The sequence below is a fragment of the Streptomyces sp. NPDC050147 genome, assembly GCF_040660195.1.
GTDB lineage: Bacteria > Actinomycetota > Actinomycetes > Streptomycetales > Streptomycetaceae > Streptomyces.
Genome location: NZ_JBFALJ010000024.1, coordinates 117699 through 142962, shown reverse-complemented (window position 1 = coordinate 142962; position 25264 = coordinate 117699). Strand labels below are relative to the sequence as shown.

The window sequence follows — 25264 nt, the reverse complement described above, 5'->3', positions numbered from 1 at the left end:
CCATACACCGATGGCCCCGGTACCGCTGCGGTACCGGGGCCATCGGTGTATGTGCGTCAGGGAGTCACTCGGAGGGCGCCCAGTAGTCGACGAGCGTGCCGACCCCCGGCTCCAGGGCCTTCCACGAGCCGGAGTACGTCAGGACGGCGAAGGCCGAGGTCGGGAAGCCGCGGCGGTCCATTCGTGTACGGGCGTCACCCTCGGCGTCGCCGGAGAGGATGTCGGCGAGCCCCTGCACTCCGGGGTTGTGGCCGATCAGTACGACGTTCTGCACGTCGTCCGGGGTCTCGTTCAGCACGGCGATCAGCTCGCCCGGAGAGGCTTCGTACAGCCGCTCCTCGTAGACGGTCTTGGGCCTGTGCGGCAGCTCATGGACGGCGAGCTTCCATGTCTCGCGGGTCCTGGCGGCGGTCGAGCAGAGGGCCAGGTCGAAAGGGATGCCGCTGTCGGCCAGCTTGCGCCCGGCGACGGGGGCATCCTTGCGGCCGCGCTCCGCGAGCGGCCGTTCGTGGTCGGTCACCTGCGGCCAGTCGGCCTTCGCATGCCGGAAGAGGATAATCCTGCGGGGTTCTGCGACGCTCATGCATCCCAGCTTCGCATGAAACGCGCCAGCGGGCGCAGGGAGTTGGTGTGCTCCCCCACCACGGGTGACGGCGTCCGGCCGGGCCAGGTCACAGGGTCGTGCCGGACACGGTCTCCCGGATGCGCTCGAGCATATGCGTGACAACCGGCTCGCCGCTCGCCGCGTGTGCGTCGGCGGGGTTCAGTATCAGCAGGAGCAGGGTCGCGAAGGCGATGGCGGGGAGGGCGATCGCCCACCACGGAAGCTGGATCTCGACGCTCGCAGAGTCCTTGGGGGCTCCCGGGTCGCGCTGAGTGTGCGAACGGGCCGACATGCCGCCTCCGTGGTCTTCGAGTCCTGCGTGCCGCGTCCTTGCGGGCACATCTCGAAGGTACGGATCCGGCGACCCTCAGCACATCCGGTGATCCACCCACTTGACCCTGACACTGACCCCCTAGGGGATGGTGGTGCTAGCCCCACCATGGCCCCATCACCGGCACCGCCGGGGTCAGTTCACGGCGAGGCGATGGAGGCGATGATCCCGATGATCACGGTGATGGCCAGCATCGCGCCGAGCACGATGAGCAGCTTCTTCTGGCCGTTCTGGGGGTTCGGGTCGAGCACAGGCATGGGGAGAGTCTCGCACCCTTTGTCCGAGGAGTCGCCGCCGGGGTTCCGGGAACGACCGCCGCCCGCGCCCGACACCCGCCACCGCCGCCCGCGCCAGGCGCCCGCGACCGCCGTCGGCATTAAGGCGCCCGCGTCAAGCACCCGCGTCAAGCGGCCGCCGCGACCTCGTCCTCGACCGTGCGGTTGCGGCCGGCCAGGACGCCCACCACGATCTGCGGCACCATCAGGCCCGCCATGAGCGCGATCGGCAGGCCCCAGCCGCCGCTGTGCTGGTAGAGCACGCCCACCAGGAGCGGCCCGGGAATCGAGATCAGGTAGCCCGTGCTCTGCGCGAAGGCCGAGAGCTTGGCGACGCCCACACTGCTCTTGGCCCGCATGCCGACCATCGTGAGGGCCAGCGGGAAGGCGCAGTTGGAGACGCCGAGCAGCAGGGCCCACGCCCAGGCGCCGCTCTCGGGGGCGAGGTACAGGCCCGCGTATCCGGCGAGGCCGCAGACGCCGAGCACGACCACCACGGGGCCCTGGTTCGGCAGCCGGGTGGCGACCCGCGGGATCACGAAGGCCAGCGGCACGCCCATCGCCATGGTGACGGCGAGGAGCACGCCGGCCTCCCCCGCCGGGACCCCGGCGTCACGGAAGATCTGCGGCATCCAGCCCATCGTGATGTACGCGGCCGTGGCCTGGAGCCCGAAGAAACAGGCGAGCGCCCACGCCGTACGGCTGCGGGTGATGCGCAGTCCCGCGTCTTCCTGGCGCACCTCGGAGCTGACGTGCTCCGGAGCGGCCGACGCGGCGCTCCGGTCCCGTACGAGCGGCACCCAGGGCACGATGGCGACGACGGCGAGCGCCGCCCACACCACGAGGCCGTTCTGCCAACTGCCGCCCAGCGCATCGGTCATGGGCACGGTGATGGCCGCGGCCAGCGAGGTGCCGAGGGCGAGCGCCATCGAGTAGAGCCCGGTCATCGAGCCGACCCGGTCGGGGAACCAGCGCTTGACGATCACCGGCATCAGGACGTTGCTGACCGCGATGCCCATGAGGGCGAGCGCGCTCGCGGCGAGGAAGCCGACGGTGCCGCCAAGGAAGGGGCGGATCGCCAGGCCCGTGGCGATGGCGACCATGCCCGCGCAGACCACCGCGCTGGGGCCGAACCGGCGGGCGAGCCGTGGTGCCATCACTCCGAAGACCGCGAAGCAGAGCGGCGGGACCGAGGTGAGCAGCCCGGCGAGCGTGCCGCTCATGCCGAGCCCGTCGCGTACCTCTTCGAGGAGCGAACCGAGGCTGGTGATGGCCGGACGGAGGTTGAGGGCGGCGAGGACGATGCCGACCATGACGAGACGCGTCGCCCACGCGCGCGTGGGGGGCTGTTTCTTCGCTGCCCCGTGCGCCGCGTCGGTACGTATCGGTGTCGTCGGTGCCGGTGTCATCGTCCTGGTTTCCTCACTAGCCATGGAGCCATCATAGAATCATGGGATGATTGGCTGTCCAATCCGATCGCGTCACATCTTCCGTAACCTCGTCCCGCACGGTCCCGCCCGTCACGGTCCCGCCCGTCATCCCGCGCACGAAGGAACGTCATGCCGCTGACCACCCCTCACCGATCGGCGCTCTCCGAGCAGGTCATCGCCGAGCTGCGCAACCAGATCTCCTCGGGCGAGTGGCCGGTCGGCTCCCGCATCCCCACCGAGCCCGAGCTGGTCGAGCAGCTGGGCGTGGCGCGCAACACCGTCCGGGAGGCGGTCCGCGCCCTCGCGCACAACGGCCTCCTCGACATCCGCCAGGGCTCCGGCACCTACGTGGTCGCGACGAGCGAACTGGCCGGCGTCATGCAGCGCAGGTTCGCCGGCACCGATCCGCGGCACATCGCGGAGCTGCGCAGCACGCTGGAGTCGAGCGCGGCGAAGCTGGCCGCGCAGCGCCGCACGGAGCGCGACCTCAGGCAGCTGGACGCCCTCCTGGAGCGCCGCGAGGCGGCCTGGGCATCAGGTGACGCCGAGGCCTTCGTGGCGGCCGACGCGACCTTCCACCTGGCCGTCGTGGCCGCGTCCCACAACGACGCGATGACGGCCATGTACGCGGACCTCGGCGAGGTCCTGGTGGACTGGCTGCGCGAGGACATCGGCGAGGAGCTGACCCCCGAGAGCCACATGGACCACGCCCGGCTCGTCGACGCGATCCGCGAGAACGACGCGGAGGCGGCGGCCAAGGAGGCGGCGGGCTACCCCTTCATGTGCCGCCGGGAGCTGTTCGACGGTCCCGCGCGGCCGTGATCCGCTCAGAGGAAGACGCAGTGGGAGACGCGATGGGACGCGTTCGCCCCTGAACCGAAACCGTTGAGGGCCGCTCGCCCTTGGCCTTCACTTCTCGTGGCTGACCCAGACGGCCCGGATCTCCTTCCAGCACCGTCCGGTGAGGCGCACGGTCTGCGCGGGCCCGGCCTCGACGGACACGCCGTCGCTGTCGATGTCCCACCACTTCTCGCACTCCACGTGCAGCCGCACCCGGTCCGTCTCGGGGTACGGGTTGTGGCAGTACACGACCGCGTCCGAGCCCTCGACGCTGGTGCGGCACTCCGAGCCGAAGGGCCGCGGTTCGACGGTCTCCACGCGCGCGCGTGGGGGCTTCGCCTCTGAGACGGCATGTGACGCGGCGCCGTACGGCAGGGCGATCAGCAGGGAGAGAGCGGCGAGCACCGCAGGAGGTGACGGGCGCACACCTCAGGGTGCGCGGTCCCGTACCGACCGCGCCTGGTCAGTGGGCCGAACGGGCGACGCCCCGCCTCCCGCACGGCGCGGGGGACGGGGCGTCAGAAGCGTACGAGATGGCTGCTCAGGCACCCATCATGTGCACGCCGCCGTCGACGTGGATGATCTCGCCGGTCGTCTTCGGGAAGAAGTCCGAGAGCAGCGCGACGATGCCGCGGCCCGCGGGCTCCGGGTCGGCCATGTCCCAGTCCAGCGGGGAGCGGGTGTTCCACACGTCCGCGAGGTCGGCGAAGCCCGGGATGGACTTGGCCGCCATGGAACCGATCGGGCCCGCCGAGATCATGTTGCAGCGGATGTTCTCCTTGCCCAGATCGCGGGCGAGGTAGCGGCTGGTGGCCTCCAGGGCGGCCTTGGCCGGGCCCATCCAGTCGTACTTCGGCCAGGCGAACTGCGCGTCGAAGGTGAGGCCGACGACCGAGGCGCCGCCCTCGAACAGCGGACGGCACGCCATGGTGAGCGACTTCAGGGAGAACGCCGAGACGTGCATGGCCGTCGCGACGTCGTCGAAGGACGCCTCGAGGAAGTTGAAGGCACCCTGCGGGGCGAAGCCGATGGAGTGCACGACGCCGTCGAGGCCGCCGAGCTCGTCGTTGACCAGGCCCGCGAGCCGGTCGAGGTGCTCCTGGTTGGTCACGTCGAGCTCGATGACCTTGGCGGGCTTGGGCAGCTTCTTGGCGATGCGCTCGGTGAGCGTGGGGCGCGGGAAGGCGGTGAGGATGATCTCGGCGCCCTGCTCCTGCGCGACCTTGGCCGCGTGGAACGCGATGGACGACTCCATCAGGACGCCCGTGATCAAAATCTTCTTGCCGTCGAGAATTCCGCTCATGGTGATCAGTGACCCATGCCCAATCCGCCGTCAACGGGGATGACGGCTCCAGTGATGTACGACGCGTCGTCCGAGGCGAGGAACTTCACCGCGGCGGCGATCTCCTCGGGCTGCGCGTAACGGCCGAGCGGCACCTGCGCCATGATGTTCGACCGCTGCTCGTCGGTGAGCGCCTTGGTCATGTCGGTGTCGACGAAACCGGGCGCCACGACGTTGAAAGTGAGGTTGCGCGACCCGAGCTCACGGGCGAGCGAGCGCGCGAAGCCGACCAGGCCCGCCTTGGAGGCGGCGTAGTTCGCCTGTCCCGGACCGCCCATCAGGCCGACGACGGAGGAGATCAGCACGACGCGGCCCTTCTTGGCGCGCAGCATGCCGCGGTTGGCGCGCTTGACGACACGGAAGGTGCCGGTGAGGTTGGTGTCGAGAACGGACGTGAAGTCCTCCTCGGACATCCGCATGAGGAGCTGGTCCTTGGTGATCCCGGCGTTGGCCACCAGGATCTCCACCGGACCGTGCTTCTCCTCGATCTCCTTGTAGGCCTGCTCCACCTGCTCGGAGTCAGTGATGTCGCACTTGACGGCGAGGACTCCGAGCTCCGTGAGGGCCTGGGGCGGCTCACCCGAGCGGTAGGTGATCGCGACCTGATCGCCGGCGTCGGCGAAGACGCGGGCGATGGCGAGGCCGATGCCCCGGTTTCCTCCGGTGACGAGAACCGAGCGGCTCAACGGATCACCCTTTCGATAGCGGTCTGGTACCTCGAAAACCTATCGGTACGGTGCTCCATACGGAGAATCGGCGACCGACAGTGGCGCACCGGACTCACTGTCGGGTCTCTACAGTCGACACGCCTTCCGCCAGTCCGCCACGCTGGGTGCGTGCGCGGTCAGCCTGGCCTCGCGGGCGGCGTCACGGCCTGGGGATCTCCGTGCCACTCGGCCGCCTACTCGGCGTCCTTCTCCTCTTCCATACCGTCGAGAAGCCGCCGGGCGAGGATGGCGAGCGTCTCTCCGTCCTGGGTGGCCCAGCGAGCGGTGCCCTGGTTCGAGACGGGACGTCCTTCCCATTCGGCCAGCTCCCACATCCGTGCGATCAGCCCGCTGGGCGAGTACGCGAGGCCGTCGGCGGACCAGACGATCGGGCGCGCCCGGTTGGTGTTGGTCCACTTTGCGAGCGCCCTGCGCGGGTTCGCATCGAGCCATGCGGCCAACGCGTCCTTCTCCGGCTGTAGATACAGGGCCAGATGAAGGGGCGCCCCTTCGTCCAGGGCAGCGCTGTTGACGATGACATGCACCGCGTTGGGCCTACGGCGCTTGCGTGGCTTGTTCTCCTGACGCCGGTACTTCGCGGCTGCGTCCTCGGTCCCGCCGCCTTCGAGGGCTGTGAGGACCGTGGTCACGAGGTCGGCGGCCTGCCCTGGGTCAGCGCACACGCGCTGGAGACTCGATCGGGTTCCCACCTCCTCGTCCAGGGCCTGCACAAGCATCGGGACGGTGCGCTTGACCAGGTCGGGCACTTGCCCCACGGCTGCGGCAGCCCAAGCGAGCGACTGGTCCGGCTCGCCCATGCCGGCGTCCTGGACGAGCAACTGCCGGAACACCAGGTGGGTGACGAGGAAGGTGCCGTCGTCGATGACTGCAGCCGCTCGCCCCGCGTACTGTTCGCGTTCCGTACGCAAAGCCGTACGTACCGCCCGTAGGACGTTCACGGCGTTCCAGGTTTCGTACACGCTGGGCACGGAGCGAAAGAGGGGGTCGTAGATACCGCTGCTTCCCCGTTCCCACAGCACGTCGGTGGAGCCGGACGCGACGAGCCGGGCCACGAACCGGCTGCCGCTGTGGGCGCAGGCGAGCGCGCACGCGGCTTCTACGACGGAGCAGCCCTCGTCGTCCTGCGGTTCGAGTTCGCTGCGGCGCACGCTGTACACGAGTCCGAACTCAGCACGGAATTCTTCGATGAGCACCGCCTGGACGGGGTCGAGGGCAATGCGGTCTCGCTCGGTGATGTGGTTCTGCCGGTTGGTGGCCTGCGTGGTGCGGTTGGCGAACTCGGTGTCGCCGCCGGTGACGATGAAACGGACAGTGACCTGGGCGAGTCCGGCTTCCTCGGCCTTCTGCGCGGCGTCGATGACAGAGCGTACGGTCTGTGCGCCGTTCACCACGCTGGCGCCGTGTGCCGTGAGGCGGACGGCGTGACGCTCGGGGAACTTCTGCGATCCGGTCACCACTTCCACGGAGTCGCACAGGACCGTGACCCCGTTGTTGAAGTACCAGAAGTGGGACGGCTCGTCAGTGAGGGTGTCTACCAGTTCCTTGTTGATGGGGGTCAGCCCCAGCGGGTTGCGGATGTTGCGGACGAACAGCTCGTTGCCATGCTCGGCCCAGCTCGCGACCTCTTCCGCCTGCATGACTCCCTCGTAGGAGAGGTAGGGCGAGGACACGCTGAACCAGGGTTGAAGCAGCGCTTCCAGCGTGACGGGTTCGCTTCGCTGATCCTTCAGAACCAGAGCGTGGATGTCCGGAGCGTGCAGGAACCGGTGATCGACGTAATCTCCATGGGAGTTGAACTCCACCTCGCCGTTCTTGATGACCTGTCGTACGCCCGGCGAAGGCAGTTTGGTCCCCATGAGGGCGATCACTTGCGTGATCCGGGTGGTCTTCTCGCCGATAAGGTCATGTGCCCGCTTGGCAAGGATCTGTCCACGGGGGTTGAACTGGGCAGCCTCTCCGGAGTCGATGAGGGTCAGTCCCGCGAAAAGCTTGTGCACCGCGGTCTCGTCCGCCTTGGCCGTCCCCTCCGGACTCCACTTGGCCTGTACGAGGTAAATGTGTGCCGCCGCCTCGTCGATGGCGATGGCGTCGATGCCCTGGTCCTGGCCGCCGTCGATGACGCAGTCGGCCGCCTGCTCGGGGGTCCACCCCGTCATAATGCGCACGGCGTGCGCCGCCAAGGCGCGGGAGCGGAATGCGGGCTTGGTCTTCTCCGGCGGCCGATTACCGAAGTCGCTCACGTCGATGAGACCGGTATACGTCTCGTCGAAGGCACGCTGTGTCTGACGGACCGGAGCGGGGACGACGGGGTGCTGGGGAGTCGCGTTCATAGTCTTCCTGTCCGGCCGGCTACGAGCGGCGAAGGGGGCTGTAAGGGAGCATCAGCTGAGGGAGTCCAGTACCACCTGGAAGCTCCGCTGCGCGTCGCCGAGATGGTTCACGATCGACTGCGCGATGTCGCGCGGATCGCCGAAGTCGTCCGATGCGGCGGCGAGATGGGCCTTCAGATCAAGGCTGGCGCTGGAGCTGTCCAGTATCCGACGGATGGCGTCACGGTCGTAGCGCTTGAAACGCTCCGATTCCGTACGGCCGGACACCCCTTCGTCGCCAGGTCGGTACGCCTCCAGGAACTCCGCGAAGTCGTCCTCGGTAAGCGGGTTCTCGGTGTTCGTATGGTGGCGGTCACGAACGTCGTAGACCCACAGCTCGTCGGTGGCCGGCTCGTCGGTCGGGCGCGGTACGGACTTGGTGAAGAACAGCACGTTCGTCTTGGAGCCGGTGTCGTGGAACATGCCGGTAGGCAGCCGCAGCAGGGTGTGCACATCGCAGTACTTCAAGAGCCTTTTGCGGATGGTGGCCGCCGCCCCGCCGTGGAACAGCACCCCGTCGGGGACAAATATGGCCGCTCTGGCTCCCTGCGGCAGGGTGATGGCCAGATGCTGGAGGAAATTGGCGGGCAGAGTCGCGTTCTGCGCCCAGAAGTCGTCCCGCCGCTCGGTGTTCGTCTCAACACTCCTGAACGGCGGGTTGCAAATAGCGACCGTGGCGGCCACATCCCGCTCGTGCCGACGTACCACGCGTTCCTTCTCCTTGAGAGAGTCGTCACGCAGTATCGGGGGTACGTCGTGGAACGGACGGCCGGTGTTGAGGAGCACGTTCATCGCGGCCAGGCGGCACATCTGTACGTCGATGTCAGCACCGGCGATGGCGGCGGCGTCGACACGGCCCCCGTGCGCGGCCATCTCACGATGAGCGGCTATGAGGCTGGTGCCGACGCCGACGGCGGCATCGACCACGCGGTCCTGCGGGGTGACGGCGAGGGCCTTCGCAATAACCTTGAGCAGGTAAGGCGGGGTGAGGAACTGGCCCGTCTCCCGCTTGGCCCGGATGTCGTCACGGCATTCGGCAATCAGCAGGGAGTAGGCGGTACCAAGTTCATCCTGGTTCACGCCCGACCACCTGTAAGGGTCGAACTCCTCGACGATCAGTCGTCCGAGTTCCGCCATCTTGTCTGCGGGCCAGGGGCGGGAGTCCTGGAAGACGACGCTCGCGATGGCCCGGCGGGGGTCCGGCGGGTTCGGCTTGCCGAGTTCGGTCAACAACGCGGCGAGGTCACGGTGCAGATCCTCACCACTGGCCAGTACGAGGCGTGGCCAACTGTCCGCCGGGGCGATCGGCTGGGTCGCGAACACTCCTGCGCGCTGGGCGCGTTCATGGTCGAGCTTGAGGAAGAGCAGATACCCGATGTGCTCGGTGAACTCCAGCCGGGTCAGTCCTCGCTCACTGGTCCTCTGCTCGTAGAATCGCTTCCAGCGCTCGAAGATCCCCTTCCCCGTCCAACGGCTCTCCGGCCCTCTCGCCCCGATGGTGTCGCGCTCCGTCGCCATTCCCCACCCGTTCTCGAACGTCCCGGACCGAGTGGATACGCCGACGGGCCACCCCCCTGTTCCGGCAGCGTCGGAACCGGCGACGAAGCGCTCTGAGAACACATCAGGACCGGCCGAACGAGCCGCAGGCGATCAACTCCCCTCCATCGTAGGCACAACCTTGGCACCTGGGGTTGTGAGCAGAGCTTTTTAACCTGTCAGGCGCCGCTCTCCCCCTGCGCCGGAATCCGGCAGCGCACCTGCTTGCCGACCGGCGTGCCCGCGACCCGCCACCCCGGGGCGAGCAGATCGACCAGCGGCAGCCCGCGCCCCGACTCCACCTCGAGATCATCCAGCCGTACGTAGGCTCGCACGGGGAGCGCCAGGCGATATGGGTCGTGCAGCCTGACCCTGACGCCTCGCTCCGCACCGCCGCCGAACCTCTGCGGCGGCTCGACCGCCACCTCGGCGACGAGCGGCACGAAGTCACCGCAGGCACGGACCGCGTTCCCGAACAGCTCAGACATCACCAACTGCACGGCGTACGACTGGCCTTCGTCCGCTCCGGCGTCGGCCAGCGTCTTGCCGATGAGGGCGCGGGTGGCACGGAGGTGGTCAGGGGTGGCGGAGAGATGGAGGACGAAGCCGGTGGGGGTGGGGGTGTGGTACCAGCCGAGGGAGTGAGACATGGGGGACTCCTGACGTCGGAGGTGAACTTTCGTCGCCTTGCGATGCCTTGAGAATGACTTCCCCTCCCTTTAAATCGCAACCTTTCTACCCGAATGGGTGACAGTTTCTCCCTGCACGCCGTGGAGGCGTCGCAAGAATGGCAACATGTCAGCATGCCGAACGCCCCCTTGGCCCCAACCGTCAGACGTCGCCGCCTAGGAGGGGCACTACGCAGGCTCCGCAACGAGGCCGGTTTGAGCCTGGACCGCGCCGCCTCCGCGATGGCGTGGCAGAGCCCGAAGATGTCGAAAATCGAAAATGCCGTACAGGCGATCCGACCTGCCGACCTGGACAAGCTGCTCACGGTCTACGGAGTGAACGACCGCGAGGTCCGCAGCGTCTTGGAGCAGCTGAGGAACGACGCCGCAAAGAAGGGCTGGTGGCAGGCCTATTCGCAAGTCGTCAGCCCTCTGTACGCGGATTACATCTCGCTGGAAACGGACGCTGAGGTGGTGTGCTCCTGGTCGCCGCTACTGATTCCGGGGCTGCTGCAGAACGCCGCCTACGCGCGCGAGACGATCGCCGGGATCACCACCACTCGAAGCGCCGAAGAGGTCACGGCACTGGCGGAGGTGCGTATGGCTCGCCAATCCGTGCTCAGCCGGCCCGGCGCCCCTCTGGAGTTCTGGGCCATCATCCACGAGGCGGCGCTGCACCTGAGATTCGCGAGCCGGCCCGGCACCATGCGCGAGCAGTTGCGCAGACTACGCGAGACCGCAGAACTCCCCAACGTGACGGTGCAGTTGATGCCTCTCAGCGCAACTCCCCATCCAGGGCTTGAGGGCGGCTTCTCCCTCACCAAGTTCCGGGCACCGCTACCCAGCGTCGTCCTCTTGGAGAACCCAGGCGGAGCCACGTACGTTGAAGGCGAAGACGCGGTCCCCTTCGAGCGGGCGTACGAACGCATTCGCGCAACCGCCTTGCCTGTCGAGGACTCACTCGTACACATCGCCGAGCTGGAAGAAGGCCTCCGTTAGTGACCGACCGCAAGACTGAGCTGTACGAACAAGACCTCGATGACGCCGTCTGGCGCAAGGCAACAGCCAGTGGAGCCGAGAACGACTGCGTCGAGGTCGCCGAGCTGCCGCACGGTGCACGGGCCGTACGTGACTCGAAGAACACGGAGCGGGAACCGCTGCGGTTCACCGCGTCGGAGTGGGCCGCGTTCCGAGCAGGAGTGATCGCGGGCGAGCTATGAGCTCGTAGAGGAGGAAACAGCGATGGGCCGGTGGTTCTCGAAGAACCACCGGCCCATCGCCATGCCTACTTGTCATCGGCCGACGGCGACGCGTCCTTCTTCAGGGCTCGGGCTACGGCCGTGAACTCAGCCAGTGCCACTTCGAGTTCGTCGACAATCTCCTGGGCGATCACGTCCGGCGACGCGTACTTCTTGGTTGAGGCGCCCGACTTGAGCACCGTGAGGTCCAGGTTGGCCTTGTCCCGGGCCATCAACTCGTCGTAGTCGTACGCGCGGAAGCGGTCGCTCGGCGTGCGCTTGGTGAAGTCCGTACCACCAGAGTGGTACGCGGCGACGAAGTCATCCAGGTGTTGGCGGCCCAACTGTCGCTGCTTCAGCGTGAAACGCTGGTCCGAGCGGAAGTCGTAGACCCAGAGCTTGCGGGTACCGGGGCGACCTCCGGTGCGCTGGCCCGTCTTCTCGAAGAACAAGACGTTGGCCTTGACACCGTTGGCGTAGAAGATTCCGGTCGGCAGGCGCAGGAGGGTGTGCACGTCGCAGAGGTTGAGCAAGTTCCTGCGGATGGTCTCACCGGCGCCGCCCTCGAAGAGGACGTTGTCGGGGAGGACAAGAGCGGCTCGGCCGTTGGTCTTCAGCAGGTTGTAGATGTGCTGGACGAAGTTGAGCTGCTTGTTGGTGGTCGGCACCCAGAAGTCGGTACGGGATGTGTACGACTCACCGGTCACCGAGCCGACGCCGAAGGGCGGGTTGGCGAGCACGATGTCGTAGTGCCGCTTCGGGGGGCGGGCCAGGGAGTCCTGGATGGTGATGAGCGGCTTGGCCTCGGAGTGTCCGATGCCGTGCAGCAGCATGTTCATCAGGGCGAGGCGGCCGGTCTCGCGGACGAGTTCGTAACCGGTGATCGCGCCGGTCTGGAGGGCACGGCCCTTGTCGCCGTACAGCTCGTCCTCGTAGTTCTGGACGAGGTGGGCATGCGCCGCAATGAGGAAGCCGCCGGTGCCGCAGGCCGGGTCGGTGATGGTCTCGCCGAGCTTCGGCTGAACACAGTCGACCATGGCGTCGATGAGCGGGCGGGGTGTGAAGTACTGGCCCGCGCCGGTCTTGCGGTCCTCGGCGCCGCGCTGGAGGAGGCCTTCGTAGGCGTCGCCCTTGAGGTCCTGCTTCTCGGTGGTCCAGGTGTTTGGGTCGATCAAATCCTTGATCAGGCGGTCGAGGACGGCCGGTTCATGGATCTTGTTTTGCGCCTTGGTGAAGACCTCACCGAGCATGGTGCCGCCGCGCTGACCCAGGTCCTTGAGGATGAACTCATAGTGATCAAGCAGCGCTTCAGCGGACCGGGTAGTCAAGCTCTTCCAGTCCCGGCCCTCAGGGACGAGAGGCTGTTCGGGAGCGTTACGCCGGAAGGCAGCCGGGCGGTTGGCGCGCTCGTCGGCCATCTTCAGGAAGAGGAGGTACGTGAGCTGCTCGACGTAGTCGAGGGTGGAGACGCCGGAGTGGCGGAGCAGTTCGCAGTACGACCAGAGGCGGTTGACGAGGGTGGAGGTCGAGGTCGGGGTGACTGGGACGGCCTTGTTCTTGGCTTTCGCCGTGCGGGGGGCGGGAGTTGCGCTGAGTCCCGAAGGGGCTGCCGTCTCGGCGGGATCCGCGGAGGCCGGCTTCTCGGTGCTGCTGGTCATGATGGTGCTCACAGGGGAAGTGCTTCCTGGATGCCGGAGGAAACCGGTCGGCCGGAGGTCTGGGAGGCAGCCGGGGACGTCGTACGAGGCGCGCGCTTACGCCTGGTCGTCTCAGTGTCGGCGGCCTGCTGAGCGCGGATCCGCTCAAGGAGGGCAGAAGCGGGCTCGTCGTTGGGGTCCTGGGTAACCAGGACCCCGGTGAATGCAGCGTGGAGGAGGGCTGCACGAAGCCGCCCAGCTTCGCGGGCCTGCTCGTCCAGCGGCCGTTTCAACGGCTTCACGAGCCTCATTGTATCCGCAATAGCCGTGGCCACGTCTCTCTGCCCCGCACCTTCAGGGGGGATAGGAATCCGAGCAGAGCGAACAGTTACCTGCGAGATATTTCGCATCGAGTCGCTGGTTCCTGTAGCTGCCGCTGAATACTGCGCTCGCACCGGTTGCGACGAGAGAACTTCGATGAGCCAATCCCTATCAACCTCTGCTTTCGGGACCAATCTCAGACTCTTATCACTGAGCATCAATTTAGGACGGGTAGCGCCGACTAGAACGGGAGCACCGACGTAATCGACAGTATTCGCGCGACTCACGAGAATATCGCCACTATGAATCTCATATTCAGAATTCGGTTCGCGTTCGAAGGGCAATGCTTTATTCTCGTCAGCTCTAAACTCACCCCAGGTCATAGCACTGACTTTAATGACGCCCCACTCATCATCGCGAGCTGTTCTCGGAAGGCAAGTGAAAGATCTCCCGGCCTCGATCTTTGCGAGGACGTCCCCCACAACACCCCATCTCCACCCCTCGGGTAGCGAATCCCCATCTGCTGGCCAGACATCGCGGGAACGCGCAGCATGGATAAGGTGCTCAAAGCTGTCGGCGGCCAGACCCAAGGCCGCCTCGCCCGCTTCGATATGCGCCAACTGATCATCCAGCTTGGCGACGATGCGGTGCTGTTCAGCGAGAGGCGGGACCACGATCGCCGTATCCAGGAGAGCCTTACGGGACACGCTCGCCTGGTTCACATGATTATTCAGGATCGACTTGAAATACCCAGTTGCCCACATGTGGTGCAACTGTGCAGCTAGGAACTTTCCATCCAACCCTTCCGGGCCGCGCAGCCGGTTCATGTGATTCGAGAAAGCGAGCGGCTCGGCGGAATCTACCCACGCCGTCTTCCCGACCAGTGCCGGGCTATTCGTGTTGTTGAACAGGACGTCACCCAGTTCGACGCGTCGGTCAGATTCATCGACGACGTAGCGAGCATCCAGGGTGTCCATCACTCCATTACGAGTGATGTTCATCGGGCGGAGATGAAGGATTCCCTCGCCGTCACGGTTGTGTTTCCCGCTGGCAAATCCCGATTGTACCTCCACACCCAATTCCCCGAGCGTCGCCCGAACCCACCCCGTAGGCAGCTCGCCCATGACATCCCCCTCGGCCCCCGAACCCCCCGGCCCCATACCCGAGTCGGTCGTCACGCGCTCAGCTCCTTGTCCAGTTCATTAATAATGCGTTCCGCCCGCGTCCCACCGAATTCGGCAATGAATCCATCCGTGCCGTTATGCGAAGTGAAAGGGGCGTAATCGAGGTCAGCGGTGTCGAAGCGTACACGCTCGGCTGTCGCTGCGGCGATGCGGTCGAGCCACCAGCGTTGACGTTCGGTGAAACGGGTCCCCGCTTGTTCCTGACGGGCTATCCACGCCCGATACCGCTCGCGCACAAGCTCCTCGTACGGGCGCGGAGCCGGGGCACCCCGCTCCGCGCCACCCGCTAGTTCGTAGCGGAGCAGGGCCAACAGATCGGAGGCCGTGTGCTTGCGGCGGGCCTCGTCTATGACCACCTCGCCCATCTTCTCGTACGCCTTCCAGAGTCTGTCCGGGGTCCAGGCGCGCGGCGGGCGGGCGATGCTGCGGGCCACATCCTTGAGCCTATTCATCGCGACGCCCGGCGGTATGTCGGAGCCGGCGCTGAACGCGATGGACATCGCCGCGATCTCGTCACGGTTGTCGGTGATGTACCGGCGCCAGTCGCGGACCGTCTCCGCCGCCGTGTCCTTGTCATCGACGACAGCGCCCGCACGGAGCAGTTCGTCCGCGCCGTTCTCGTCGTAGAGGATGTCCTTCGCGCGTCGCATCTCCAGCAGACGGGCGCGCAGCGGCGGCTGGGCGGCCAGTGGCTGAACGGCCTTCTCGATGAGATCACGTACCGCGCGCTCGGGGTTTCGGCGCGCGCGCTCGGCGGCTTCCCTGGTCTCCATCTGCCGGTCCGCCGAAACGGCGTCGACCATCCCGTGAACGATCTTCGTCAGTTCCAGTCCGCCGCTCAGGCGCTGAATCTCCGTGCGCTCCTCGTCCGTCAGCTGGATGTCGAGTTTGGCGAGGCGAGCCGCGAGAGTGGAGACCTCTTCTTCCTCGATGGTGTTCGCGGCAGTCTTACGGAGCAGCTTTTCCAGGCTGATCTGTTTGTCGGTGTGCCGTTCCAGCGGCGCCGCGTCGACCTTCGGCCTCTTCGTCACGCCGACCGCGTCGACGATCACGAAGCGGGTCTTGGGGCCAACGCCGGGGGTGACCTTCTCGAAGTCCGTGAGAGACAGAGTCCGGGCACCGCGGCCTTTCATCTGCTCGAAGTACGCCCAGCTCTTGACGTCCCTCAGGAATAGCAGGCACTCAAGCGGCTTGACGTCCGTACCCGTGGCGATCATGTCGACGGTCACCGCGATGCGTAGCTCAGGGAGGTTACGGAAGGCCGAGAGGCGCTCGGCGGCGTTGCGTGCCGCGCTGGTGATCTTCGCGCAGAAGTTGTTGCCCTTGCCGAAGACGTCGCGGACGACCTCGACGATCTCCTCCGCATGGTTGTCGTTCTTGGCGAAGACCAACGTCTTGGGTACGTACGTCTCGTCCCACAGCAGAGCGTCCGTGGCCGGGTCGCGTTTGCCCCGCTCGGGGAAGATCTCCGTGAACAGTCGGTCGCGGAAGGTCTGGACGACCGTACGCAACTGATCCTTGCTGATGACTCCGACACCGACCTGGTTGGCGCCGTACTCGATGTCCTCGTCGATGTCCTCGTAGCGCTGGCGGCGCGTGCGGCGGTCGCGGACGGGGATGGTGCCGTGCGCGATGACACCGCCCTCAACTGTTATCCGCGTCTCGATCTCGTAGACGGAGAAGTCGACGTTGACGCGGTCGGCCACCGCCTCCTGGTACGAGTACTCGCTGACCAGGTTGCCGTTGAAGTAGCCGAAGGTCTGGGCTACAGGAGTGGCGGTGAGGCCGACGATGGGGGCGTCGAAGTATTCGAGGACGGAGCGCCACTTGCCGTAGATGGAGCGGTGGCACTCGTCGACGACGATCAGGTCGAAGGCCTCCGGAGGAATGTCCGCGTTGTAGCCGACCTCGATGACGCCCGGTACATCGACGTCGTAGTCGATCTCGCCGTCATCTCGTTCGGTACCTGGCAAGGTGGCGTCCGTGAGCTCCATGTAGAGGCGCTGGACGGTGGAGATGACGACCTTGGAGGAGGCGAACATGCCCTCCGCCCCGAGACGTTGGACGTTGTAGAGGTCGGCGAACTTGCGGTCGGTGTCGGGGGTTTTGAAGTTCTCGAACTCGGCGAAGGCCTGCACACCGAGGTTGTTGCGGTCGACGAGGAACAGGACGCGCTCGGCTCGCGCGTGCTTGAGCATCCGGTACGAGAACGTCACCGCTGTGAACGTCTTGCCCGCACCGGTGGCCATCTGGACGAGGGAGCGGGACTGTCCCATCCCTTGCTGACCCCTACCGAGTGCCACTGACTCCTCCACACCGCGCACCGCCTTGATCTGCGCGGGTCGCAGTGGGCGTTCGTCGAGTTCCGGCATGCGCCAGCGCAACCGGGCCCGGTAGCTGGGGGCCTGCTCGTCCTCCTCGGCCTGGCGGACCCAGCGGGCCAGTGTGCGCGGCTGGTGGAAGGAGAAAATGCGGCGGGTACGGGAGTCCGGGTCGAGGACGGACCGGAAGCGGGTCTCGCCGCCGTCGCTCACATACCGGAACGGGAGCGGGGTGCGCCAGGCGCTGAGGCGCTGCTGGGCATCAGTGAGGTGATCGGCATAGCCGTCGGCCTGTGCCTCGGCGGCGGACAGGTCGGCGCCTTCGCGCTTGGCCTCTACGACACCGACGAGCTTGCGGTCGACGTACAGAGCGTAGTCGGCGCGGCCCTGGGCCGTGGTGACCTCACGGACGGCAACGCCGTTGCCCCGCCGGTCGCCCTGGACGTGGAGGTTGAGGTCGGCGCCGGCGTCCTGGACGTCCCAGCCTGCCGCCCTGAGCATGGCGTCGAGCCGTTTGCGGACCTGCACTTCGGTGAGGGGTTCACGCGAAGCCTGCTCGGCGTTGTCGAGCAGGCGGGCACGCTCGGCGACGGCGGCCGACGCGGCGGCCCGGTCAGTGGTGTCGGCACGTCGGCGGCCACTGTGCGTGGCTTCGGCGGCGGCCTGGAACTCCGTGAGCTGGTCCTGCATGGCCGCGACCGCAAGGGCCAGTTCCTCGCGCTCGGCCCGCGCCTGAGCGAGTTCACGCTCGACGGCGGCTCGGGCGGCCTGCTCCGCCTGAGCCTGGGATGCCTGGTCGCGGTAGCTGAGGCGGGCCTCTTCCAACTCCCTGCGAGCTCGGGCGACGTCCTGAAGCAGGCGCTCGTTCACAGCGCCCGGGGCACGGTCCGGGCTGGGCGGCACGAACGGCAATTGCTCGCGCGAGCCGGTGAGCAGCCGGTGATACCAGATCCCGAGGCGGAAGCAGGTGCGCAGCGCGCGGAAGGCGTCGTCGGCGCTGTCGAGTCCCGCATGGTTCGCGTCGTTGCCAAGAGCGCGCACGTCGTGGAAGGCGGTGTTCACGTCACCGTGGAGGTACCCCTCCCTGTCCAGTGCCCGCAGCCGGTCGAACTGGGTGCTGCCCTCCACACGGACGCGGCCCCTGCTGACCAGGTCGGCCGCCATGGCTTCCCCGAACTGACGGGACTTGATCAGGGACGTGTTCGGGTCACTGAAGACATGACTCTCGGCAGCGGTTCCGTACGCGACGAGCAGCGGAAGGTGTGGCAGCAGGAACCCGAAGTTGCGGGACTGCCTGGCCAGGCGTTCGAGTCGGGGGTCTGGTGCCTGCAACGCCCCGTCTGCGCTGCTCATGGGGTGGTACCGCCTCTCCGAAAGTGCAAAGGTCGTCGCGTTTGCGCAGTGTGATCGCCCGTTGAGCCTAACCGGGGGCCGCTCTTTCTCGCCGGTCTTCGGCACTACAGCTCCGACCGGCGTGACCTGGCTCCGGCCACCATCGAATAGGCGCGCCGCCGCACTTGGCGACGTGGTTCACTCACCCGGACTACGCCATGACCGAAGGGAAGGCCGCATATGGCCCATGAGATCGATCAATCGTTCCTCGCGCTGCCCTTGCGTGCCCTCGCCGACGCGGCGCTCGCCCGCGCGCGTGCCCTGGGCGCCGACCACGCGGACTTCCGCTTCGAGCGGGTGCGCAGCGCGTCCTGGCGGCTGCGGGACGCCAGGCCGTCCGGTACCTCGGACACCACGGACCTCGGCTACGCGGTCCGCGTCGTGCACGGCGGGACCTGGGGGTTCGCCTCGGGGGTCGATCTGACGATGGACGCGGCGGCGAAGGTCGCGTCCCAGGCCGTGGCGATGGCGAAGCTCTCGGCCAAGGTCATCAAGGCGGCCGGGTCGGACGAGAGGGTCGAGCTCGCGGATGAGCCCGTGCACGCCGACAAGACCTGGGTATCGGCGTACGAGATCGACCCCTTCTCCGTGCCGGAGGAGGAGAAGAGCGGACTGCTCGCCGAGTGGAGCTCCCGGCTGCTCGCCGCCGACGGCGTCTCGCACGTCGACGCCTCGCTGCTCACCGTGCACGAGAACAAGTTCTACGCGAACACGGCGGGGACGGTGACCACGCAGCAGCGGGTCCGGCTGCACCCGCAGCTCACCGCGGTCGCGGTCGACGAGACCAGCGGCGAGTTCGACTCGATGCGGACCATCGCACCGCCCGTCGGGCGCGGCTGGGAGTACCTCACGGGGACCGGCTGGGACTGGGACGCGGAGCTCGCGCGCATCCCGGAGCACCTCGCCGAGAAGATGCGGGCGCCGAGCGTGGAGGCGGGTACGTACGATCTGGTCGTCGATCCGTCCAATCTCTGGCTGACCATCCACGAGTCCATCGGGCACGCCACCGAGCTGGACCGCGCCCTCGGCTACGAGGCCGCGTACGCGGGGACGTCGTTCGCCACCTTCGACCAGCTCGGCAAGCTCGCGTACGGCTCGTCGGCCATGAACGTGACGGGCGACAGGACGGCCGAGCACGGCCTTGCGACCATCGGGTACGACGACGAGGGCGTGGCCGCCCAGTCCTGGGACCTGGTGAAGGACGGCACCCTGGTCGGCTACCAGCTGGACCGGCGCATCGCGCGGCTCACCGGCTTCGAGCGCTCCAACGGCTGCGCCTACGCGGACTCCCCCGGCCATGTGCCGGTGCAGCGCATGGCGAACGTGTCGCTCCAGCCTGATCCCGGCGGGCTCGGCACGGAGGATCTGATCGCGGGTGTGGACCGGGGCATTTACGTCGTAGGCGACCGTTCTTGGTCTATCGACATGCAGAGGTACAACTTTCAATTCACCGGGCAGCGCTTCTACCGCATCGAGAACGGCCGCATCACCGGTCAGCTCCGCGATGTCGCGTACCAGGCGACGACCACCGACTTCTGGGGTTCGATGGCGGCGGTCGGCGGCCCGCAGACGTACGTGCTCGGTGGCGCCTTCAACTGCGGCAAGGCTCAGCCGGGCCAGGTCGCGGCGGTCTCCCACGGCTGCCCCTCGGCCCTGTTCCGAGGCGTGAACATCCTCAACACGACGCAGGAGGCGGGTCGATGAGCCGTAGCACCAAGCCGCACGAGATCGTCGAGCGCGCCCTCGAACTGTCCACCGCCGACGGCTGCGTGGTCATCGCCGACGAGCACTCGACCGCGAACCTGCGCTGGGCGGGCAACGCCCTGACCACGAACGGCGTCACCCGAGGCCGCACCCTCACGGTCGTCGCGACCGTCGACGGCAAGGAAGGCACCGCATCGGGCGTCGTCTCGCGCTCGGCCGTGACCGCCGCCGATCTCGAGCCCCTGGTCCGCGCCGCCGAGCACGCCGCGCGCGGGGCGGGTCCCGCCGAGGACGCGCAGCCGCTGGTGGCCGGGGCGAAGGAGTCGGCGGACTTCAGGGACGCGCCCGTCGAGACGTCCTCCGCGGTCTTCGGGGACTTCGCCCCGGCGCTCGGCGAGGCGTTCGCCACGGCCCGCGCGGGCGGGCGCGAGCTGTACGGCTTCGCCAACCACGAACACACGACGAGCTATCTCGGTACGTCGACGGGCCTGCGCCTGCGGCACGACCAGCCCAACGGAACCCTTGAGGTCAACGCCAAGTCCCCGGACCGCACGAAGTCCGCGTGGGCGGGGCGCTCGACCCGGGACTTCAAGGACGTCGACCCACGCGCGCTCGACGCCGAGCTCTCCCAGCGCCAGGAGTGGGCCCAGCGGCGGATCGACCTGCCGGCCGGGCGGTACGAGACGCTGCTCCCGCCGACCGCCGTCGCCGACCTGCTGATCTACCAGCTGTGGTCGGCGTCGGCGCGGGACGCGGCCGAGGGCCGGACGGTGTTCTCCAAGCCGGGCGGCGGCACCCGTGTCGGTGACCGGCTGGCCGAGCTGCCCCTGACGCTGCGCAGCGATCCGAACGAGCCGGGCCTGGAGTCCGCCCCGTTCGTGCTCGCGCACGCGTCGGGCGGCGACTCGTCCGTCTTCGACAACGGGCTTCCGCTGGCCGCCACCGAGTGGGTGCGCGCGGGCGAGCTCGCGCGTCTGACCAGCACCCGGCACAGCGCGGGCCTGACCGGACTGCCGGTGGCCCCCGCCATCGACAACCTCATCCTGGACGGCGGCACCGACCGCACCCTGGAGGAGATGGTCGCGGACACGGAGCGCGGGCTGCTCCTGACCTGCCTCTGGTACATCCGCGAGGTCGACCCGGCGACCCTGCTGCTCACCGGGCTCACCCGGGACGGCGTCTATCTCGTGGAGAACGGCGAGGTCGTGGGCGAGGTGAACAACTTCCGCTTCAACGAGTCGCCGGTGGATCTGCTCATCCGGGCCTCGGAGGCCGGGCGTACGGAGAAGACGCTGCCCAGGGAGTGGGGCGACTGGTTCACCAGGGCCGCGATGCCCACCCTGCGCATCCCCGACTTCAACATGAGCTCGGTCAGCCAAGGCGTGTGACGCCCATAGACTGGCCGGTGCCGGCCGGTACCGGCCAGACACCTTTCAGGACCTTTCAAGGAGACACAAGACCGTGACGGACATCGTCGACGAGCTGAAGTGGCGGGGACTTTTCGCCCTGTCCACGGACGAAGATGCACTGCGCAAGGCGCTCGCGGACGGCCCCGTCACGTTCTATTGCGGCTTCGACCCGACCGCGGCCAGTCTGCACGTCGGGCACCTGGTGCAGGTCCTCACCGTCCGCAGGCTCCAGCAGGCGGGGCACCGCCCGCTGGCCCTCGTCGGCGGCGCGACGGGCCAGATCGGTGACCCGCGGCCGACCGCCGAGCGCACCCTGAACGACCCGGAGACGGTCGCGAACTGGGTGGCGCGGCTGCGCGGGCAGATCGAGCCGTTCCTGTCCTTCGAGGGCGAGAACGCCGCGGTGATGGTCAACAACCTGGACTGGACCGCGGGCATGTCCGCGATCGAGTTCCTGCGGGACATCGGCAAGCACTTCCGCGTGAACAAGATGCTGACCAAGGACTCCGTGGCCCGGCGCCTGGAGTCCCAGGAGGGCATCTCGTACACGGAGTTCAGCTACCAGCTGCTCCAGGGCATGGACTTCCTGGAGCTCTACCGGCGCTACGGCTGCACGCTGCAGACCGGTGGCAGCGACCAGTGGGGCAACCTCACGGCGGGCATCGACCTGATCCACCGCCTGGAGCCGGACGCCACGGTGCACGCCGTCGGCACGCCGCTGATGGTCAAGGCCGACGGCACGAAGTTCGGCAAGTCCGAGAGCGGCGCCGTCTGGCTCGACCCGGCGATGACCACGCCGTACGCGTTCTACCAGTTCTGGCTGAACGTGGACGACCGGGACGTCTCGACGTACATGCGCATCCTCAGCTTCAAGTCCCGCGAGGAGCTCGAGGAGATCGAGAAGCTCACCGAGGAGCGCCCGCAGGCCCGTGCGGCCCAGCGCGCGCTCGCCGAGGAGCTGACGACGCTGGTGCACGGCGCCGACCAGTGCGCCGCGGTCATCGCCGCGTCCAAGGCGCTGTTCGGCCAGGGCGAGCTCGGTGACCTCGACGAGGCGACGCTGAGCGCGGCCCTCTCCGAGCTGCCGCGCGTCCAGGTCGCCGAGCTCGGCCCGGTGGTGGACCTCCTCGCGGAGGTCGGCCTGGTCGCGAGCAAGTCCGCGGCCCGGCGCACGGTCAAGGAGGGCGGGGCCTACGTGAACAACGCGAAGGTCGCCTCCGAGGACGCCGTCCCGTCCCGCGACGAGCTCCTGCACGGGCGCTGGCTGGTGCTGCGCCGGGGCAAGAAGAACCTGGCGGCCGTCGAGGTCACTGAGGTCGCTGAGGTCACCGCGGGCTGACCCGCGTTCCCGTACTCGCACGAGAGGGGCCGGTCCGTACGGGCCGGCCCCTCTCGCGAGCCGTGGTCTCGTGGTCTCGCGGATCAGGCGCGTTGCTTGTTGCCCTTGATCATCTTGTACGCCATGTCTCCCAGGCCCACGACGACGAGCGCCGCCACGAGCTGCAGGGCGTGCCGGCCCCAGTCGATTCCCTTGGTGTCATCGATGCCGAACCCAGAGGCAAGCGAGTTGCCGATGATCGCGCCGATGATGCCGAAGATCGTGGTCAGCCAGAGCGGACTGTGCTGCTTGCCGGGCAGGATCGCCTTGGCGATCAGCCCGAGCACGAATCCCACGATGATGGCCCACAACCAGCTCATAGCTGCCTCCTCATTCGGCTCAACATGAGCATTACCGCAAGTGTCGGCCGAGCCTGCATACGGCGCATGTCGGGCACCCCCATACGTGGCATGACGCAGACAGGACGCCGAGAAGGGGCCTGCCCCGGTCTCGAAGGCTGCGCAGCCCCGGCGTAACGTGGAGCGGGTCCGGGCCGGGGAGCGCCCGGCTTCTTGCGAGCAGGCGGTGGAATGCGATGCGGAAGCAGAGCAGTGCCCAGGTCTTCCGGATCACAGGGGCCCGACAGGGACTCGCGGAGGATGTGCGGGGCAGACAGCGGCGGTACGTGATCTCGATGTCGATCCGTACTCTTTCGGTCATTGCCGCAGCGGTGCTGTGGAACGTCGAGCGGCATGTCGCCCTCGTCGCACTGGTGCTCGGCATCCTCCTGCCGTACATCTCCGTCGTGATCGCCAACGCGGGGCGGGAGAGCGTTCCTTCGCTGCCGTCGACCTTCGTACCGGCGCCGTCCCGGCCTATGCTCGCGCCGCCGCCCCCGCGCGACGAGTCCGCGGAACCCGTCCCGGAGGCCGGCGCGGGCCCCGCGCCGGGCGAGCCCAACGCTCCCTCAGGCCATCAGAACTGACCGTCGACGTTGCGCCAAGCTCAAGAAAAGCTCAGATCAATCATGTGGTTCCGGTGCCAGGCACCGGGTACCCCGTGACATACTTCGTACGCGCTCCGCATCCCCCGTCGGAGCGACAGACCGACGCCGGGCAGCTCCCCCCGTGGCTGCTCGGCGTCGCCTTGTTTTGAACGCACTTGGACGTTACCCGTGAGCGACGAAACCCCGATCTGTTCCGCCAAGGCCTGCCGCGCGGCCGCTGTGTGGGTGCTGGCGTGGAACAACCCGAAGATCCACACGCCGGAGCGCCGCAAGACGTGGCTCGCGTGTACGGAACACCGCGAGCACCTCTCTCAATTCCTGGGCGTACGCGGCATGTTGAAGGACGTCGTGCCGCTCGCCGAGTGGGAGAACCGGGAGAGTTAGCCCGCCACCCGGGAGAGCTAGCCGCCGATCGCCGACATCGGGCGCTCGGGCTGCAGGAACGCCGGGTCGTCGAGGCCGGAGCCCGCCTTCTTACCCCACATCGCGAGCTTCCAGATGCGCGCGATCGCCTCGTCCGAGCCCTCGGAGCTGCCCTCGTCGTTCGCCCGCAGAGCCGCCCTCAGGTCGGTCTCCTCGGTGGCGAACAGGCAGGTGCGAACCTGGCCGTCGGCCGTCAGGCGGGTGCGGTCGCAGGCCGAGCAGAACGGGCGGGTGACGGAGGCGATGACGCCGACGCGGTGCGGACCGCCGTCCACCAGCCAGCGCTCGGCCGGCGCGGAGCCGCGCTCGCCGGAGCCCTCTTCGGTGAGCTCGAAGCGCGTACGCAGCGACTGCAGGATGTCACCGGCGGTGATCATGCCGTCGCGCTTCCAGCCGTGCTGGGCGTCCAGGGGCATCTGCTCGATGAACCGCAGTTCGTAGTCGTTCTCGACGGCCCAGGCGAGGAGGTCCGGGGCCTCGTCGTCGTTCAGGCCCGGCATCAGGACCGTGTTGACCTTGACCGGGGTCAGGCCGGCGTCACGGGCCGCCTCAAGGCCTTCCAGCACGTCCTTGTGGCGGTCGCGGCGGGTGAGGGTCTTGAAGACGTCCGGGCGCAGGGTGTCCAGGGAGACGTTCACCCGGTCGAGGCCCGCGGCCTTGAGGGCGGCGGCGGTGCGCTTGAGGCCGATGCCGTTCGTCGTCAGGGACATCTTGGGGCGCGGCTCCAGCTGGGCGCAGCGCTCGACTATGCCGACGAGGCCGGGGCGCAGGAGCGGCTCACCGCCGGTGAAGCGGACCTCGGTGATGCCGAGCTGCGTCACGGCGATCCGGACGAGGCGCACGATCTCGTCGTCGGTGAGGAGCTCGGACTTGGACAGCCACTGCAGGCCCTCCTCGGGCATGCAGTACGTGCACCGCAGATTGCACTTGTCGGTCAGCGAAACCCGCAGATCGGTGGCCACGCGGCCGTAGGTGTCGATGAGCACGTCGGCCCCCTCCCTGATCCTGTTCAGCCAGTCCGGTTCGGATACCACGAGCCTACGTGACGGGGCTGACATCGGCGGGGGCCCGATCCCACGAGGAGCGGTGCGGCCGCGTCGTAGAGATCTACAACGATCTACGACGCGGCCGCTGACGTGCGCGTTCAGGTGGAACTCAGGCGGATAGGGCGGATTCGGCGGACGCTAG

23 protein-coding genes are annotated in these 25264 nt (G+C 67.7%); 8 read left to right on the top strand and 15 right to left on the bottom strand.

Translation table 11 applies throughout. From position 1 onward, the window contains the following. Positions 1-64: 64 nt before the first annotated feature. From AB0I94_RS31240 to AB0I94_RS31225, 4 genes are all read right to left on the bottom strand, one after another. Positions 65-583 carry a histidine phosphatase family protein gene (locus tag AB0I94_RS31240; protein WP_363313055.1) on the bottom strand — a complete coding sequence of 173 codons (519 nt, stop codon included), beginning with the start codon at positions 581-583 and terminating at the stop codon, positions 65-67. A gap of 88 nt (positions 584-671) precedes the next feature. After that, on the bottom strand, positions 672-896 hold the full coding sequence (locus AB0I94_RS31235) for a hypothetical protein (protein ID WP_363313054.1): 225 nt from the start codon (positions 894-896) through the stop codon (positions 672-674). Positions 897-1075: 179 nt separating this feature from the next. Beyond that, entirely contained in the window at positions 1076-1192 is a 117-nt protein-coding gene (locus AB0I94_RS31230; RefSeq protein WP_107059069.1) for an SGM_5486 family transporter-associated protein, read from the bottom strand. Between the two features lie 146 nt (positions 1193-1338). After that, positions 1339-2643 (bottom strand): MFS transporter, encoded by a 1305-nt coding sequence (locus AB0I94_RS31225; RefSeq protein ID WP_363313053.1) that lies wholly within the window; start codon positions 2641-2643, stop codon positions 1339-1341. 126 nt (positions 2644-2769) lie between these two features. Between AB0I94_RS31225 and AB0I94_RS31220 the strand changes: the two genes are divergently transcribed. After that, the gene (locus AB0I94_RS31220) at positions 2770-3462 is read left to right on the top strand and encodes a FadR/GntR family transcriptional regulator (RefSeq protein WP_363313052.1); all 693 of its coding nucleotides are present in this window, start codon (positions 2770-2772) and stop codon (positions 3460-3462) included. A gap of 87 nt (positions 3463-3549) precedes the next feature. Here the strand turns inward: AB0I94_RS31220 and AB0I94_RS31215 are convergent, their stop codons facing one another. The 6 genes from AB0I94_RS31215 to AB0I94_RS31190 form a co-directional block, all read right to left on the bottom strand. Further along, positions 3550-3885, bottom strand: a complete 336-nt coding sequence (locus tag AB0I94_RS31215) for a hypothetical protein (RefSeq protein WP_363313051.1) — start codon at positions 3883-3885, stop codon at positions 3550-3552. Between the two features lie 136 nt (positions 3886-4021). After that, positions 4022-4783 (bottom strand): enoyl-ACP reductase FabI, encoded by a 762-nt coding sequence (fabI, locus tag AB0I94_RS31210; RefSeq protein ID WP_363313050.1) that lies wholly within the window; start codon positions 4781-4783, stop codon positions 4022-4024. 5 nt (positions 4784-4788) lie between these two features. Next, positions 4789-5508, bottom strand: a complete 720-nt coding sequence (fabG, locus tag AB0I94_RS31205; RefSeq protein ID WP_363313049.1) for a 3-oxoacyl-[acyl-carrier-protein] reductase — start codon at positions 5506-5508, stop codon at positions 4789-4791. A gap of 215 nt (positions 5509-5723) precedes the next feature. After that, positions 5724-7880 (bottom strand): AIPR family protein, encoded by a 2157-nt coding sequence (locus tag AB0I94_RS31200; RefSeq protein ID WP_363313048.1) that lies wholly within the window; start codon positions 7878-7880, stop codon positions 5724-5726. 51 nt (positions 7881-7931) lie between these two features. Then, complete coding sequence (locus AB0I94_RS31195; RefSeq protein ID WP_363313047.1) at positions 7932-9437, bottom strand: N-6 DNA methylase; 1506 nt, start codon at positions 9435-9437, stop codon at positions 7932-7934. A 197-nt stretch (positions 9438-9634) separates the two neighbouring features. Then, positions 9635-10105 (bottom strand): ATP-binding protein, encoded by a 471-nt coding sequence (locus AB0I94_RS31190; protein WP_363313046.1) that lies wholly within the window; start codon positions 10103-10105, stop codon positions 9635-9637. Between the two features lie 93 nt (positions 10106-10198). Between AB0I94_RS31190 and AB0I94_RS31185 the strand changes: the two genes are divergently transcribed. Next, positions 10199-11122 carry a DUF5753 domain-containing protein gene (locus AB0I94_RS31185; protein WP_363313045.1) on the top strand — a complete coding sequence of 308 codons (924 nt, stop codon included), beginning with the start codon at positions 10199-10201 and terminating at the stop codon, positions 11120-11122. Then, complete coding sequence (locus AB0I94_RS31180) at positions 11122-11343, top strand: DUF397 domain-containing protein (RefSeq protein WP_363313044.1); 222 nt, start codon at positions 11122-11124, stop codon at positions 11341-11343. The genes AB0I94_RS31185 and AB0I94_RS31180 overlap by 1 nt, the downstream gene beginning before the upstream one ends. Before the next feature lie 65 nt (positions 11344-11408). Here AB0I94_RS31180 and AB0I94_RS31175 read toward each other — a convergent pair whose 3' ends face one another. From AB0I94_RS31175 to AB0I94_RS31165, 3 genes are read right to left on the bottom strand one after another with little or no spacing between them, the layout of a single operon-like run. Next, positions 11409-13019, bottom strand: coding sequence for a class I SAM-dependent DNA methyltransferase (locus tag AB0I94_RS31175; RefSeq protein WP_363313043.1), 1611 nt, complete (start codon positions 13017-13019; stop codon positions 11409-11411). A gap of 8 nt (positions 13020-13027) precedes the next feature. Further along, complete coding sequence (locus tag AB0I94_RS31170) at positions 13028-14443, bottom strand: restriction endonuclease subunit S (RefSeq protein WP_363313042.1); 1416 nt, start codon at positions 14441-14443, stop codon at positions 13028-13030. 50 nt (positions 14444-14493) lie between these two features. Then, positions 14494-18177, bottom strand: a complete 3684-nt coding sequence (locus AB0I94_RS31165; protein ID WP_363313041.1) for a DEAD/DEAH box helicase family protein — start codon at positions 18175-18177, stop codon at positions 14494-14496. 219 nt (positions 18178-18396) lie between these two features. Here AB0I94_RS31165 and AB0I94_RS31160 point away from each other — a divergent pair, with 219 nt between their 5' ends. The 3 genes from AB0I94_RS31160 (at position 18397) to tyrS (ending at position 22668) form a co-directional block, all read left to right on the top strand. Further along, complete coding sequence (locus AB0I94_RS31160; RefSeq protein ID WP_363313040.1) at positions 18397-19920, top strand: TldD/PmbA family protein; 1524 nt, start codon at positions 18397-18399, stop codon at positions 19918-19920. Beyond that, complete coding sequence (locus tag AB0I94_RS31155) at positions 19917-21308, top strand: TldD/PmbA family protein (RefSeq protein WP_363313039.1); 1392 nt, start codon at positions 19917-19919, stop codon at positions 21306-21308. Before AB0I94_RS31160 ends, AB0I94_RS31155 begins: the two co-directional genes overlap by 4 nt. Before the next feature lie 73 nt (positions 21309-21381). Beyond that, complete coding sequence (gene tyrS / locus AB0I94_RS31150) at positions 21382-22668, top strand: tyrosine--tRNA ligase (RefSeq protein WP_363313038.1); 1287 nt, start codon at positions 21382-21384, stop codon at positions 22666-22668. 83 nt (positions 22669-22751) lie between these two features. On the opposite strand, the gene AB0I94_RS31145 is transcribed toward tyrS, so the two are convergent. Then, complete coding sequence (locus tag AB0I94_RS31145) at positions 22752-23027, bottom strand: GlsB/YeaQ/YmgE family stress response membrane protein (RefSeq protein WP_363313037.1); 276 nt, start codon at positions 23025-23027, stop codon at positions 22752-22754. A gap of 215 nt (positions 23028-23242) precedes the next feature. Between AB0I94_RS31145 and AB0I94_RS31140 the strand changes: the two genes are divergently transcribed. Together AB0I94_RS31140 and AB0I94_RS31135 are read left to right on the top strand one after the other, a co-directional pair. After that, positions 23243-23632 carry a DUF3099 domain-containing protein gene (locus AB0I94_RS31140; RefSeq protein WP_363313036.1) on the top strand — a complete coding sequence of 130 codons (390 nt, stop codon included), beginning with the start codon at positions 23243-23245 and terminating at the stop codon, positions 23630-23632. Between the two features lie 189 nt (positions 23633-23821). Next, complete coding sequence (locus AB0I94_RS31135) at positions 23822-24037, top strand: hypothetical protein (RefSeq protein WP_363313035.1); 216 nt, start codon at positions 23822-23824, stop codon at positions 24035-24037. A gap of 17 nt (positions 24038-24054) precedes the next feature. Here the strand turns inward: AB0I94_RS31135 and moaA are convergent, their stop codons facing one another. Then, positions 24055-25062: a GTP 3',8-cyclase MoaA gene (gene moaA / locus AB0I94_RS31130; protein ID WP_363313080.1), complete on the bottom strand. Its 1008-nt coding sequence runs from the start codon at positions 25060-25062 to the stop codon at positions 24055-24057. Positions 25063-25264: the final 202 nt, after the last annotated feature.

What these genes read in the sequence shown, in the direction of transcription:
- AB0I94_RS31240 (WP_363313055.1), bottom strand. Translation starts at nt 583, where the DNA reads ATGAGCGTCGCAGAACCCCGCAGGATTATCCTCTTCCGGCATGCGAAG.
- AB0I94_RS31190 (WP_363313046.1), bottom strand. Translation starts at nt 10,105, where the DNA reads ATGTCTCACTCCCTCGGCTGGTACCACACCCCCACCCCCACCGGCTTC.
- AB0I94_RS31185 (WP_363313045.1), top strand. Translation starts at nt 10,199, where the DNA reads ATGGGTGACAGTTTCTCCCTGCACGCCGTGGAGGCGTCGCAAGAATGG.
- AB0I94_RS31175 (WP_363313043.1), bottom strand. Translation starts at nt 13,019, where the DNA reads ATGACCAGCAGCACCGAGAAGCCGGCCTCCGCGGATCCCGCCGAGACG.
- AB0I94_RS31195 (WP_363313047.1), bottom strand. Translation starts at nt 9,437, where the DNA reads ATGGCGACGGAGCGCGACACCATCGGGGCGAGAGGGCCGGAGAGCCGT.
- AB0I94_RS31225 (WP_363313053.1), bottom strand. Translation starts at nt 2,643, where the DNA reads ATGGCTAGTGAGGAAACCAGGACGATGACACCGGCACCGACGACACCG.
- AB0I94_RS31155 (WP_363313039.1), top strand. Translation starts at nt 19,917, where the DNA reads ATGAGCCGTAGCACCAAGCCGCACGAGATCGTCGAGCGCGCCCTCGAA.
- AB0I94_RS31220 (WP_363313052.1), top strand. Translation starts at nt 2,770, where the DNA reads ATGCCGCTGACCACCCCTCACCGATCGGCGCTCTCCGAGCAGGTCATC.
- AB0I94_RS31170 (WP_363313042.1), bottom strand. Translation starts at nt 14,443, where the DNA reads ATGGGCGAGCTGCCTACGGGGTGGGTTCGGGCGACGCTCGGGGAATTG.
- AB0I94_RS31230 (WP_107059069.1), bottom strand. Translation starts at nt 1,192, where the DNA reads ATGCCTGTGCTCGACCCGAACCCCCAGAACGGCCAGAAGAAGCTGCTC.
- AB0I94_RS31160 (WP_363313040.1), top strand. Translation starts at nt 18,397, where the DNA reads ATGGCCCATGAGATCGATCAATCGTTCCTCGCGCTGCCCTTGCGTGCC.
- AB0I94_RS31200 (WP_363313048.1), bottom strand. Translation starts at nt 7,880, where the DNA reads ATGAACGCGACTCCCCAGCACCCCGTCGTCCCCGCTCCGGTCCGTCAG.
- AB0I94_RS31165 (WP_363313041.1), bottom strand. Translation starts at nt 18,177, where the DNA reads ATGAGCAGCGCAGACGGGGCGTTGCAGGCACCAGACCCCCGACTCGAA.
- AB0I94_RS31145 (WP_363313037.1), bottom strand. Translation starts at nt 23,027, where the DNA reads ATGAGCTGGTTGTGGGCCATCATCGTGGGATTCGTGCTCGGGCTGATC.
- fabI (WP_363313050.1), bottom strand. Translation starts at nt 4,783, where the DNA reads ATGAGCGGAATTCTCGACGGCAAGAAGATTTTGATCACGGGCGTCCTG.
- AB0I94_RS31140 (WP_363313036.1), top strand. Translation starts at nt 23,243, where the DNA reads ATGCGGAAGCAGAGCAGTGCCCAGGTCTTCCGGATCACAGGGGCCCGA.
- AB0I94_RS31235 (WP_363313054.1), bottom strand. Translation starts at nt 896, where the DNA reads ATGTCGGCCCGTTCGCACACTCAGCGCGACCCGGGAGCCCCCAAGGAC.